Genomic DNA, 14,201 nt, shown 5'->3' on the forward strand with positions numbered 1-14,201 from the left:
CCAGCTCTGTCGGGGGCAGTTGCTCGGCTGGCCCCCAGAGGGGCTGGCAGAAGTAGTCCCCAAGTCGTAACGGTCGCAATGTGGGTACTGCCAACGCTTGCATTCACATGCTATAATTTTTATTAAATCATTTGTCAAGGTGCTGTATGCTTGCTCGCGGCGTAGCCGTGAGCAAGCATACAAACACTTGTACAAAACTCTTTTTTGCTACCCATACTAAAGCAGAAGCCTATGCAACCTCTCAGCCAACTCTGCCATCTTCGAAGCAGTGTCTTCGATGTCCAGCGTCGTGATACCGTGCTGGATCTTACCGATCTCGTAAACGGATCGATTAATCCATTCGCTTTTTTTAGTGAAAACTACGTGACTGGTGGCATGAAAGTACTGCTAGAGCAGAGCTTTCGTCGGCTTGAAGGTATCTCGGATCAGGGGGTGTTCAAGCTGAAGCAGGCGATGGGTGGTGGCAAGACCCATAATCTGCTTACGCTTGGTCTGCTTGCGCGCCACCCTGAGTATCGAGAGGATGTGCTTGCGGGAATCTATGAGGCCAATCCAGCGCTTGGCGCAGTGAAGGTTGTCGCATTCTCTGGTCGTGAATCAGATGCTCCTCTAGGGATCTGGGGTTCGATCGCCGAGCAGCTTGGCAAGCGCGAACATTTTCGCGATTGTTATGCTCCCCTTCAGGCACCTGGACAGAACGCCTGGGTCAACTTGTTGGCCGGCGAAACAGTGCTCATTCTGCTCGACGAGCTGCCTCCATATTTTCAGAATGCCCGCTCACGCCCGATCGGGAATTCGGATCTCGCTCAGGTGACAGCGACGGCGCTTTCCAACCTGCTTGTCGCCATTGGCAAAGAACCTTGTCGGCGCGTCTGTCTGGTGATTTCCGATCTGGCCGCTTCCTATCAGGAGGGAAGTGCTCAACTCGGTTCGGTACTGGCTGATTTTGAAAAGGAGACAAATCGCTCGGCGATGTCGTTGGAGCCAGTTCGGATTAACTCGGACGAGCTCTATCATATTTTGCGTACGCGCCTTTTTGCAACGCTGCCGAGTGAGGACGAGATTGCTGAGGTAGCCCAGGCCTATGCCCGTGCGTTCCGCGATGCTCGCCAGATGGGGATCACAAATGAGTCACCCGAGCAGTTTGCAAACCGGATTCAGGTTGCTTACCCCTTCCACCCCGCTATCCGCGATCTCTATGCTCGGTTTCGCGAGAACCCTGGCTTTCAGCAAACCCGCGGCCTGATCCGGCTTATGCGGATCGTTGCTACGCGCCTCTGGAACTCGGGGGTTGCTGGCAAACGCTATCTGATTGCGGCTCACGATCTGGATCTCAATGATCGCGATACGTTGTCGGAGATCACGCAGATCAACAGTACCCTCGAGAATGCGATTGCCCACGATATTGCCTCCGGCGGTAGTGCAGTGGCCGAGATCATGGATGCGAATCTGGGTGATTCCGATGCACAGGATGCGTGTCGGCTGCTGCTTGTCTCGTCCCTGGCGAATGTGCAGAATCCAGTGGTCGGTCTGGCAATACCCGAGCTTGTCGCTGCACTCTGTGCGCCTGGCCGCGATGTGTCGAAGCTCCGTGGTGAGGTGCTAGAGAAACTGGCGACCGCCGCCTGGTACCTCCACAGTACAAATGACGGGAAGCTCTACTTCCGCGATGTCCAGAACCTGAATGCGAAGCTCGAGTCGCTGGTACGCACCTACCTGCCTGAGCAGGCGCTGAAAGAGCTACGTTCGCGGCTTGAGGCAATCTTTAAACCCGTGAACGGTTGGTGCTACCAGAAGGTGTTGGCATTGCCGGCCATCGATGAGATCGAGTTGGAGCAGGATCGCGTAACGCTGGTGATCTCTGAGCCGCTCGTCGGCGGCGGTTTGCGGCCCGAGTTGCGCCAATTTTATGAACAGACTACATGGAAAAACCGGGTCGGTTTTATCACTGGGGCGCGTAATACCTATGATCAACTTGTCGAATCGGGGAAACGGTTGCGTGCAATTGCCCATATCATCGATGAACTCAAGCGTGACCGCGTGCCCGACAGCGACCCGCAAATGAAACAGGCGAATGAACTGGCTGACCGCATTCGCGTTCAGTTTTACTCGGCGGTGCGCGAAACTTTTACCATCCTCTGGTACCCCACCGAGAGCGGCCTCATGCAGGCTGATCTGCGGATGCGCTTCGAAGAGAATCGCTACAGCGGCGAGCAGCAGGTGGTCGAGGTCTTACGTGAAAAATCCAAGTATCTCGAAGAGGTGTCTGATGAGATGTTTCGCCGTAAGTGTGAGCAGCGGCTCTTCACGACCCAGGTGCTGCCCTGGAGCGAAGTAAAGCGTCGGGCGGGCATGAATTCGAAGTGGCAGTGGCACCATACCGATGCGCTCGATCGGCTCAAAGCTGAGTGCATCCAGCGCGATATCTGGCGCGAAGACGGTGGCTTCATTGATAAAGGACCCTTCCCACAACCAAAGACCAATGTGCTCGTCCAGGAGCAGAAGCGCGATGATACGACTGGTGAGGTTATTCTGCGCGTAACACCAGTGCATGGCGAACTCATCTACTGGGAGATCGGCGGGACTGCGACGACGGCTTCGGCCCCTCTCGAGGGTTCAACCCTGTGTACTGGCCACCTCAGGCTCTCGTTTCTCGCGATCGATCCACGCGGTGTGCATGAGGCAGGTGTGCCCTACACCTGGACGGGACGCATTACCTTGAAGCATCGTTTCTTTCAACGCGGCGCTGACAAGCTGTGTGAGTTGCAGGCGGCCCCACCAATCGCTGCAATCCGCTACACGACCAATGGTGCCAACCCTCGGGTAGCAGGAGCAGCCTATGATGGGAGCGCCTTTGTTGTTCCGCATGGCGCACCGTTTGTGCTGGCCTATGCGGTTCACGATGGCATTGAAGCTGACGTCGAGCGTTTCGAGGTTGTCTGGGAGCCGGGCGAAGATCGGGTCAAGCTTGACCCACGACGACCGGCGTTCTGGCGTCGTCGCCACACCTTCGACAATACACGTGACTCGTACGAGTTTCTTGAGCGTATGAAGCGCTGGCAGGTAAAGGCGCGTGGCCCGATCATCCGCATTGCTGGCGAAGGCGCTGGCCGCGAGTGGCTTGAACTGGCGATGTTCGAAGAAAAACAGGTTGAGCCCGAGTTGATCGAAGAGGCCCTTCAGGTTCTTCGGCGCATCCAGACCAATGGTCAGGTTCAGTTCGAAGTCGCATCGCTCTGGTTCCCGACCGGCCAGAGTCTGGAAGATTGGGCCGAAGAGGTGCGTACGACGTTACGGCAAGACGATATTCGTCAGTAGTGCGCCTTCGCTTGAGGCTGTCAGCAGACGTGAGGTTGTTTGTCATATCTCGTCTGGCGCGGTATCATGCAAGGACTATCTTTTCCTAACACGATGCTGCCCATCAACCCTGGGTTGCTGAGGCTCTCTCATGACCAAACGACAGCTTGCCGTACCGTCTGGCTCGTTCGGCTTTGTTCCGCACGAGAGCACCCACCATTTTGTGGTTCATATTCCGCGTGGCGCTGCGGGAAACATTGATATGAGCGAGCACTTCGCGTGGGACGAGCAGCATGGTTCCGGTGAGGTTTCCTATGGCTCGCGCCTCGATGGTCAGATCCGGGTGGTGCTGCCAAGGCTCAAGTGGGATATGATCGCCGACCCGGTACGCAGCCACTTTGCGCTACGGCTTCGCCATATGGGTTTGCGCTCGGGTTCCTGGCGTGCCGGCCAGAATCTGCTGCGACGCGAACTGGGCAAGGAGTTGGTGCTGCTGGCCTGGGCCATCGAAGATGCCGACCCGTCCTTCATCCCGACGGCCATTGCCAACTGGAGTGGCCTCTCGCCCGAGGAGCGTTGGTGGCTCTATACCCAGACGGCCGCAGCGACCGGCCACGGCATCGCCGATCGCGGGCGCGGCTGGCGCAAGGCCGTTCGCTATGCGCTTACCGAGAACCCGGTTACAAGCCGGGCCAGTGATGAGGCTGTTGTTCCAGCCTTTTTTCGCCTGGCAAATGCGGGACCGATGTTTGCGCATGAACCTGAGACGATGGTGGTGCATGAGCAGCACATGCCCGATGAGGAACACGAGGATACGACATCTTCTCCCGATTAGGGCTGAGCATTGCATTGTGTTGAGCTCGTGCTACGCCACCAGCTTTGAAAGTGATTGACCTCTTCTATGTCTAAGCCTACCCAGCAAGCGCTCTTCGATGCCGCACCGCCGCTCGCCGGTGCGCCCGCTTTCATCGAGCAGCAGTTTCCGGTTGCAAAACTATCAGCAGAGAGCTTCAAGGAGCGAAAGGCTAATAATGGACAGACACTAAATAGTTTAGGGCGCTGGTGGGGGCGCAAGCCGCTTATTCTGGTGCGCGCCGCTCTTTTAGGCTTGTTGATGCCCGCGAGTGATGATCCGGTGCGTGACCGCGAGATATTCCTCAAGTTGCTGACAATGGACGAGCAGGGCCTGCAGCGGCGTCGCTCTAAGTCTATCCCTGGAGCGCGTTTGTTGGCTGAGCTCCCCCTCACGCCGCCCAACGTGCGTCGTCGTTTTCTCGACCCCGACGCTCCTGCTGATGCGCCACGTTTGCGCCCCAGGCTCAGCCGTGAAGACCGGGCCGAGTTGCAAGCGCTGGTCTTTGAACGCATGCCTTATGCCGAGAAGATCGAGTACTGCGATCGTCCCGAGCAGATCGCCGGGCCTTCGGTTGACGCTTGGGCTGAGATCAATGCGCATCTTGGCACTGAAGCAACGAACCTCCCGGAACTTGCCACCCAGCTAGGGCTTCTTCGCTTCGGCCACGTGCCTCGCGTTGGCGACGCCTTCTGCGGCGGCGGCTCTGTCCCCTTCGAGGCCGCGAGAATTGGGTGTGATGCATATGGTTCAGATCTGAATCCTGTGGCGGCCCTGCTGACGTGGGCTGGAATGAATATCGTCGGCGGCGGGCCAGCGATAGTTACTGAAGTTGAGCAGGCCCAGCGCACCGTCTTTGCCGCTGTGGACGAGCAGATCAAGGCGTGGGGTATCGAACAGAACGAGCAGGGCTGGCGCGCAGACACATATTTCTATTGCTTAGAGGTTAAGGATCCTGAAACCGGTTGGTTGGTTCCGTTAGCCGCTACTTGGGTTCTTGGAGAAAGATCTCGCACTATTGCCAAGTTAGTGCCTGACTATACAGGGAAATGCTATGATATCGAGATTCTACAAGGAGCATCAAGTGAGGAGATGGCTGAAGCAAAAGAATTAGCCACCGTCAAAAATTCGCGTATTACACACAAAAGCGGTAATCAGCCCATACCAATCGATGTTATTAGAAGAAATATGAGACTTTGGGAGAAGAGCAACGTTTCACCACATGATAATGACGCATTACAAGAGCGGCTTTTCTGTATTCGATGGGTAGAGTCTGTCTATGATGAGTCAGGAAAAGTTATTAGTGAGCGACGTCATTATCGAGCACCTACGAGCGCCGACTTTCAAAGAGAAAAACTAATCCTTGGATTACTAGAGGAACGTCTTTCGAAGTGGCAAGCCGAAGGCTATATTCCAGATCTGCGCATTGAACCGGGAGTGAAGACCAATGAACTTATTAGGACTAGAGGCTGGACATATTGGCATCACCTTTTTACACCACGACAATTACTTGTAGCAGGATTCTTAGCTGCAAAAGCAGATCAGTTAGCTGTATCCACTCCAGCAAGAGTTGAATTAATACTGGCATTAGGTCGCTGTGTGGCCTATATGTCACGTCTTTCAATGTGGCATAAAGCGGCAGCAAACGAAAATGTTGAGCGAGCACTGACAAGCCAAGCCCTAAATCCTCTATTTGTATTTGCATCGCGTGGTTGGACTGCACTTCGAGACAACTTTTGTCTTCAGCATAACTTCAGTTTTGTGACGGGAGAGTCTTACATTACGACTGCTAATGCGAGTCAAATTACAAACACGCTTGATTGTTGGATTACGGATCCTCCTTATGCAGACGCTGTAAGTTATGAAGAGATATCTGAATTTTTTCTTTCATGGTATGCAAAAAGAATCGGTAGAATTTTCCCAGACTGGAGCCTAGACTCTTGTCGAGCATTAGCAGTTAAAAGAAACGACCAGCGCTTCCGCCAGTCTATGGTCGAGTGTTACCGTAATTTGACAGAGCACATGCCCGATGATGGTTTCCAGGTTGTAATGTTTACACACCAGGATACCGAAGTGTGGGCTGATCTGACCATGATCCTCTGGGCTGCGGGATTGCGTGTCTCAGTTGCATGGTGCATAGCGACAGAGACAGAATCCTCGCTGAAGCAAGGCAACTATGTGCAAGGCACCGTCCTGCTCGTGCTGCGCAAACGAACCGAGGCCGAGCCGGTCTTTTTGGACGAGATCACGCACCGCGTCGAGCTTGAGGTACGGTGCCAGCTCGACGAAATGCTGCGCATTGAGGATGCCAGCGAACCAAACTTCGCCGACGCCGACTACCAACTCGCCGCCTACGCCGCAGCGCTGCGCGTGCTCACCGAGCGTCCGATCGCGGAGATCGACCCGGCCCGCGAGATCGCCCGCGAGCGCAAGCGTGGCGAAGTAAGTCCGGTCGAGCAACTCATCCGCAGCGCAGTGAAGATCGCCTGCGATCACCTGGTTCCTGGCGGCCTCGACCGCGAACTGTGGAAGAGCCTGACGCCAATGGAGCGCTTCTATCTCAAGGGTCTGGAGGTCGAGAGCCACGGCGAGCACCGTAGTGGCGTCTACCAGGAACTAGCCCGCGGCTTTGGTGCCGCCGAGTACACCGAACTCTTCGCCAGCACCAGGGCCAACGAAACCCGGCTGATGAACGCCAGCGAGCTCAAGCGGCGACAGCGCGGCGTGTTCGGCACCTCACTGGTGCGTCAGGCGCTCTATGCGATCTCCCTCACGGTTGAGCGTGAAGATGCGCGTGATGGACTGAATTGGCTGAAGACCGAGCTACCCGACTACTGGCCTAACCGCGAGAAGCTGATCCATATCCTGGAGTATCTGGCCGTGTTGGGCAATGTCAGTACAATGCCGCACTGGTGCGCTGACGCGGCAGCGGCGGCGGTAGTGGCGGGGGCAGTGCGGAATGATCATATTTGATACCGCATAAGGATGATGCATGATTACAAGATTGACGGGCAGAGGATTTAAAGGTTTACGCGAATTTGACATTCAGCCGAGCAAGATCAATGTCCTTATCGGTGCGAATGGAACTGGCAAGACCAACTTTGCCGACTTGATCGACTTCTTCTCGCTGATCGCCCGACGCGGGCTTGTCGAAGCGTTTGGCGAGTATGGCGGTCTTGAACAAGTTCGCACACGAACGCCTCGTGGTGCCTTCACGATGCGCTTTCGTCTTGAATTAGGCGAAGATAAAGATAGGGGGATTAAGCGGGTAAGCTATGGCTTCGAGTTGAGTCGTGCGGCAAACATTCAAATTAAGCATGAAGTTTTAGATGCAGTTGTCTATGAACGGCCTATCCGTCGCGATGATAAGGGTATAGTTCGCCCCAGCCCAAACTTGGAAGAGATAACCATTGGTTTTGAGCGCGATGGCACAACGATCAAGAGTTGGCATGACCCCCAAAATACGATTGAGGCTCAAAATATCGAGGCTCTCTTTCTGGATGAGAGCGGTGAAGATGAGTTGCTGCTTTTTTCACGCTATATGCGTGGTGCGCGTTTGATTAGTAACTATATTGCTTCGTGGCGCGTCTACAATATTGAGCCAGGAGCCGTACGGCGCTCCATTATCAATGACGATCAGGAATTGCGCCGTAATGGTGAAAACATTGTTCCCTATGTAGCGCGCTTACTACAAAAAACTGATCAATCAGAGCAGTTACTTGCTGCATTGCAAGAGGTTGTGCCCTATATTGACGAAATCAAGCCCGATCGGCTGCTTAACCTGAAGACCCTACGCTTCACTGAGCGTGATACCCGCGTAGACTTTCAGTTACCTGAAATGTCTGATGGAACGATTCGTCTTTTAGGACTCTTTGCGGTACTGCTTCAAGCGACGCCGCCCCCAGTTATTGTGATTGAAGAACCAGAGAATGCACTCCATCTCTATGCCATCCAACGCTTTCTTCAGCGTGTTCGCGACACAGCTACCCGCCGACGGAATCCTTCGCAAATCTTTTTGACAACGCACTCGCCAATCGTCTTGGATGAGGCCTTAGGTCTAGACTCTCAGCATGATGTCGAGGGCGGAATTGCCTGCTTTGTCACCCAAAGGAAGGGGGCAAAAGCAATTATCCCAGCGCCAAGAGCGGCAATGATCGGCATAGCAAAAAACCTCGGACGACCGAGTGACTTCCAACGGGAGGGTGGCTTCGGGGACGAACCGCAGCCAATTGCACCAGAATTGATGGATAGCGAAGTATGATCACGGTAATAGTCGAAGGTCCTGGTGAACAAGCTATCATCCCGATCCTGGCGCGACGTACTTTGGCTGAGTCAGTCAGAATTAAATGCGTCAACGCAAGCGGGAAGGCAAATATCATCCGGCGCGTACGTGGCTTTGAGGATACGCTTAGGCGTCTTCACGCGCTTGGCGAGCAACGCTTTATCATTCTCATGGACGGTGACACCACCTTTGAGCCGTATCAAAGTTTGACGCAAGAGTATCTTGATATGCCAAGGCGAGCTACCGTGATTGCTAACGAGTTAAGGGTCAGCGTTGTTGTATGCTGGGCAAAGATCGAGACCGAGTCCTGGCTGATTGCTGGCTTAGCACCAGGCTGCACCTACTGCAGACTCGCAAGAGTTCCGGCAGGATCTGCAAACACCGAGCATACGCCCCCTGATCCCAAGAGATGGCTCAAGGCCCAACTTCGACAGAATTACACCGAACACGTGCAACAATGCCTGGCAACGCATGTTGATCTCGAATTAGCACGGCAGCGTAACGCTTCGTTCGCTACATTCTGCACACATTTATGATTACCCGCTACTCATCACGTCGCCAGCGGCTTGACCGCTCCTTCCTCACCGAGCGCCTGCGCGGTGCTCTGCGCTATGACCGCATCGCTGGCTATTTCAGTTCATCACTTTTGGAAGTCGCAGGCGAGGAACTCGAACACGTCGCTGGACAAATCCGGGTGGTGTGCAACTCTGATCTGCACCCTCACGATGTTCGTACGGCCCGAGCCGCAGAGGCGGCCCTGCGCCGCGCATGGTGTGGCACACGACCCGAGGCCTTGCTTCAGGGCGAGGGCGAACCACAGGTACGTAATCGCTTCCAACGCCTCTACGACATGCTGACCAGCGGAAAACTCGTTGTTAAGGTGCTCCCCGACAGCGTGTTTGGTCTTATCCACGGCAAAGCTGGCGTGATCACGTGTGCGGATGGCAGCGCCACAAGCTTCATAGGCAGTGTGAACGAGTCGAAATTCGGCTGGCAGATTAACTATGAGTTGCTGTGGGAAGACTCGTCGTCTGAGGCGGTCACCTGGGTACAGGAAGAGTTTGATGCGCTCTGGAGCTCACCATACGCCGTGCCTCTTGCCGAGGCAGTCATCCAGGATCTCGAGCGCCTGGCCAGGCGGCAGGTCATCAGCACCGTCGAGGCGTGGACTGATGAGGCACCAGCGCATACGCCGCCTGATCCTGCGTCTGCGCTGGTCGAGACGCCTGTCTATCGTCGTGAGGCCGGCCTCTGGGAGCATCAGAAGTACTTTGTGAAGACCGTCATTGATGCCCATCACGGGCCGCAGGGCAAAGCGCGCTACATCCTCGCCGACCAGGTTGGCCTTGGCAAGACGCTCCAGCTTGCCATGGCCGCGAAGCTGATTGCCTTAGCAGGAACGAAACCGGTGCTTGTGATCTGTCCAAAGACCTTAGTTTGGCAGTGGCAGACCGAGCTTGCCGACCTGCTTGACATGCCGTCGGCTGGATGGAACGGCAAGCAGTGGGTCGATGAGCGTGGCTTTGAGTATCCTGCCGCTGGGCCAGAAGCGATCCGGCGCTGCCCAAGACGCGTTGGCATTATTTCTGGGGGATTGATCAGCCACCGCTCAGCCGCCGTAGAGCATCTCTTAAAGGTTGAGTATGACTGTGTCATTCTCGACGAGGCTCACCGTGCTCGCCGACAGAATCTTGGCGATCGACGCGATGGCGAGAAGCCTGATCCCAATAACCTTCTGGATTTCATGTACAAGATCGCCGAGCGTACACGTAGCCTCCTCCTCGCGACGGCCACCCCTGTACAGTTGCGACCGATTGAGGCATGGGATCTGCTGAGTGTATTGGGCTACGGCGACGAATCTGTCCTTGGCAATGCTCATAGCCGTTGGCGACAGCCGATAGAAGCGCTGAACCTTATCATGGGGCGGCGCGAACTGCCGCGAGATGAGAACGAGCAGTGGGAGTGGTTGCGCAACCCGCTTCCCCTTAAAGCAGAAGGGCCATTTTATGAGCGGCTACGTCGTGAGCTGCAGCTCAATGACGATGTTGCCGTAGCCAACGGCAGTCGGCTCATGGATCTCAATGTTAGTGTGCGCTCGCGTCTCCGTGCCCAATTCGGCGATTTTATCACAAGCCGCAATCCCTTCATCTGCCGCATTATCCGACGCACACGGAAACAATTAGAGGAGCAGATTCACCCCGAGAGTGGTGAGCCGCTCCTTGATCCCATCCACGTCGACGTGCTCGGAGAGCGTGATGAAGAGGCCATAAGCGTACCGGTCTATCTCCAGACGGCCTACGAGCGAGCCGAGCAATTCTGCAAACAGATCAGCGTGCGTATGCGTGGGGCTGGCTTTCTCAAAACCTTGCTGCTGCGGCGCGTCGGCAGCACCGTCTATGCAGGCAAGATCACTGCAGAGCGCATGCTCGGAGACTGGGCAAATATAGAGGAGCCCGAGCAAGACGACGATGAGTTTGATGGTGAGCCTCAACTGCACAGTACAGACGAAGCAATGCCGCGCACGCTGACACCAACCGAGCGCGACCTGCTCGAGTGCTTTGTCGATGCTTTGGTCGCTAATCAGGGCCGCGACCCGAAATACGAGAAGGTGCGCGAGCTCTTGATTGATCACGGCTGGCTACAGCTTGGTTGCATCGTCTTCAGCCAGTACCGCGACTCGATTCAGTGGCTCGCTGAACGACTTACCGAGGAGTTGCCAGACGAACCGATCGCCCTCTACTCGGGATCGAGCAACTCAGGGATTATTCAGGGCGGTGAGTGGCACCGGCAGACACGCGATGAGTTGAAGAACATGGTTCGACTCGGTCAACTGCGGTTGCTCCTGGGGACTGATGCTGCATCCGAGGGGCTAAACTTGCAGATGCTCGCCCGGCTGATCAACCTGGACCTGCCTTGGAACCCAACGCGGCTTGAGCAGCGCAAGGGCCGCATCCAGCGGATCGGTCAGACCCACAATAAGGTCGCGATCTATAATCTGCGTTACCGTGGCTCGGTCGAAGATCGTGTCCATGAATTGCTTTCGAGTCGGCTTCAGGGTATCTTTCAGCTCTTTGGCCAGATCCCTGACATACTCGAAGATGCCTGGGTGGCCGTAGCATTAGGCGAGCAGGAACGGGCGCGCAAGATTATCGACGAGATACCTCGCGCCCACCCATTCGAGATACGCTACGCAAAAGTCGAACCAGTTGATTGGGAGTCCTGTGCGACTGTGCTTGACGCAGCCGAGCAACGGCGGGTGCTCAGCCAGGGATGGTATAATAATTCCTGAGCACCAAACAGAACATGGAGAGACTGCAATGGAGATTGGATTGATCGGCCTGGGCCGTATGGGGGCCAATATGGCGATCCGCTTGCTTCAGGGTGGGCATCGTGTGGTTGTCTATAATCGAACCGTGGCGAAGGCTGAAGAGCTTGCGGCTGAACACGGCGCAATTGCGGCGTTAACGCTGGAGCAACTGGTCGAAGCCCTCCCTTCGCCGCGGATCGTCTGGTTGATGTTGCCCGCTGGCGAGGCAACCGATGAGCATCTTGCCCAGGTGACGCCCTTGCTGAGTCCAGGTGATATTGTGATCGATGGGGCCAATAATAATTATAAAGCGAGCATTGCCCACGGTGAGCAACTTGCTGCGCAGGGTCTGCGCTTTATGGATGCGGGTGTCTCCGGTGGCATCTGGGGGCTTCAGGTTGGCTACTGCACCATGGTTGGCGGCGATCCTGAGACCTTTGCCTCTGTCGAGCCGATCTTGCAGACGCTGGCTCCGCCCGAGGGCTATCTGCTCTGCGGGCCGGTGGGCGCGGGTCACTTCGTCAAGATGATCCACAATGGCATCGAATATGGCATGATGCAGGCCTACGCCGAGGGTTTTGAGATCTTGGAGAAGTCGCGCTACGAGTTTGACTTGCAAAAGATTAGCCATCTCTGGAACCAGGGGAGTGTGGTGCGGTCGTGGTTGCTTGAGTTGGCCGAGCGGGCGTTTGCCGATGATGCGGATCTCAGCAAGATCCGGGGGTATGTGCAGGATAGCGGCGAAGGTCGCTGGACGGTGCAAGAGGCGATTGATCTTGATGTGCCTGCGCCAATCATTACGCTCTCGCTACAGACACGCTTTCGGTCACGGCAGGACGATAGCTTTAGCGCGAAGGTGCTGGCGGCCCTCCGCAATCAGTTTGGTGGTCACGCGGTCAAGCAGTCAGATAGGTAACTATGTCAGATCTGCCCAATCCTTTGCGGCACGGGTTGCGTATTGGGCGTACCCCTGAACCATGCACGGTTGTTATTTTTGGGGCCAGTGGCGATTTGACGAGCCGCAAACTCGTGCCGGCGCTCTATAACCTCGCCCACGAGCGCCGTTTGCCGGGTGGTTTCTCGGTGGTGGGCTTTGCGCGTCGCCCCTGGGATGATGCGCAGTTTCGCCAGGTGCTGCTCGATGGCGTCAATGCCAATTCGCGGAGTGGTGCGGTTGAAGCTGAACTCTGGGCCAGTTTCGCCGAGGGTATCCACTATCAGCCCGGCAACTTTGATGATCCGTCTGCGTATGCGCGCCTGGTCGAACGCCTGGCCGAGCTTGATCTGCGCCGCGGTACCGGGGGCAATCGCGTCTTTTACCTCGCGACGCCCCCCGAAGCCTACCCCGACATTATTCGTCAACTTGGTGCCCACGGGCTCCATCAGTCGCCGCATGGTGGCTGGACGCGCATCATTATCGAGAAGCCCTTTGGCCGCGATCTCGCCAGTGCCCAGGCCCTCAATCAGCAGGTGCTCGCCGTCTTTGCGGAACCGCAGGTCTACCGTATTGATCACTATTTAGGCAAAGAGACGGTGCAAAATATCATGGTTTTTCGTTTTGCCAATGGTATTTTCGAGCCGCTCTGGGATCGTCGTTCGGTGGATCATGTGCAAATTACGGTGGCCGAGAATCTGGGGGTTGAAGACCGGGGCGGCTATTATGACCATTCCGGGGCCTTGCGCGATATGATCCAGAACCATCTGATGCAACTGCTGGCGCTGGTCGCGATGGAGCCGCCGGTTTCGTATGATGCCGATGCCGTCCGCGATGAAAAGGTCAAGGTGCTACGGGCGGTTCGGCGGATCAGGCCCGAAGAGGTGGCAACGTATACCGTGCGTGGTCAGTATGACGCCGGGAGCCTGAGCGGTCGTCCGTTGGCTGGCTATCGTGATGAGCGTGGCGTCGATCCGGCCTCGCAGACCGAGACCTACGTCGGGCTGAAGCTCTTTGTCGAGAACTGGCGCTGGGCGGGCGTGCCTTTTTATCTGCGGAGTGGCAAAGCGCTCCCGCGCCGGGTGAGTGAGATTGCGATTCAGTTCAAGACGGTGCCGACGATGCTCTTTGCCGAGACGCCGATGCACGATATCGAGCCAAATGTGCTGGCGATCAAGCTCCAGCCCGACGAAGGCATTACGCTCAAGTTTGGCTCGAAAGTACCGGGTCAGCCGCAGATTCGCCCGGTGACGATGGATTTTCGCTATGGCACCTCGTTTGGGGTGGCTTCACCCGAAGCCTACGAGCGCTTGCTGCTCGATTGCATGCTTGGCGACAGCACGCTCTTTACGCGGCGTGACGAAGTTGAGGCGAGTTGGTCGCTGATCACGCCGATCCACCAGGGTTGGTTGGCGTCACCTGCGCAGTCCTTCCCCAATTACGAGGCCGGGAGTTGGGGGCCAAACAGTGCCGACGAGTTCATGGCCCGTGATGGGCGTACCTGGCGGCGCTTGTGAATACGCAACGA

8 protein-coding genes are annotated in these 14,201 nt (G+C 56.1%); all 8 read left to right on the forward strand.

Going from position 1 to position 14,201, the window contains the following annotated elements:
* The first annotated feature begins 231 nt into the window (after positions 1 to 231).
* The 8 genes from EKD05_RS13120 to zwf all read left to right on the forward strand — a co-directional run bounded on the left by EKD05_RS13120 (position 232) and on the right by zwf (position 14,190).
* The gene (locus EKD05_RS13120; RefSeq protein ID WP_129673421.1) at positions 232 to 3,318 is read left to right on the forward strand and encodes a DUF499 domain-containing protein; all 3,087 of its coding nucleotides are present in this window, start codon (positions 232 to 234) and stop codon (positions 3,316 to 3,318) included.
* A gap of 130 nt (positions 3,319 to 3,448) precedes the next feature.
* The gene (locus tag EKD05_RS13125; protein ID WP_129673423.1) at positions 3,449 to 4,132 is read left to right on the forward strand and encodes a DUF3780 domain-containing protein; all 684 of its coding nucleotides are present in this window, start codon (positions 3,449 to 3,451) and stop codon (positions 4,130 to 4,132) included.
* A 66-nt stretch (positions 4,133 to 4,198) separates the two neighbouring features.
* Positions 4,199 to 7,123 (forward strand): anti-phage-associated DUF1156 domain-containing protein, encoded by a 2,925-nt coding sequence (locus EKD05_RS13130; RefSeq protein ID WP_129673425.1) that lies wholly within the window; start codon positions 4,199 to 4,201, stop codon positions 7,121 to 7,123.
* Between the two features lie 19 nt (positions 7,124 to 7,142).
* Positions 7,143 to 8,411, forward strand: a complete 1,269-nt coding sequence (locus EKD05_RS13135) for an AAA family ATPase (protein WP_129673426.1) — start codon at positions 7,143 to 7,145, stop codon at positions 8,409 to 8,411.
* Positions 8,408 to 8,968, forward strand: coding sequence for a DUF4276 family protein (locus EKD05_RS13140; protein ID WP_129673428.1), 561 nt, complete (start codon positions 8,408 to 8,410; stop codon positions 8,966 to 8,968). The genes EKD05_RS13135 and EKD05_RS13140 overlap by 4 nt, the downstream gene beginning before the upstream one ends.
* Positions 8,965 to 11,721, forward strand: coding sequence for a phospholipase D-like domain-containing anti-phage protein (locus EKD05_RS13145; RefSeq protein ID WP_129673430.1), 2,757 nt, complete (start codon positions 8,965 to 8,967; stop codon positions 11,719 to 11,721). The genes EKD05_RS13140 and EKD05_RS13145 overlap by 4 nt, the downstream gene beginning before the upstream one ends.
* Positions 11,722 to 11,749: 28 nt before the next feature.
* The gene (gene gnd / locus EKD05_RS13150; protein ID WP_129673432.1) at positions 11,750 to 12,655 is read left to right on the forward strand and encodes a phosphogluconate dehydrogenase (NAD(+)-dependent, decarboxylating); all 906 of its coding nucleotides are present in this window, start codon (positions 11,750 to 11,752) and stop codon (positions 12,653 to 12,655) included.
* A gap of 2 nt (positions 12,656 to 12,657) precedes the next feature.
* Positions 12,658 to 14,190 (forward strand): glucose-6-phosphate dehydrogenase, encoded by a 1,533-nt coding sequence (gene zwf / locus EKD05_RS13155; protein WP_129673434.1) that lies wholly within the window; start codon positions 12,658 to 12,660, stop codon positions 14,188 to 14,190.
* The last annotated feature ends 11 nt before the right edge of the window (positions 14,191 to 14,201 follow it).

It is taken from the genome of Candidatus Chloroploca sp. Khr17, assembly GCF_004138165.1.
Classification (GTDB): Bacteria; Chloroflexota; Chloroflexia; order Chloroflexales; family Chloroflexaceae; genus Chloroploca.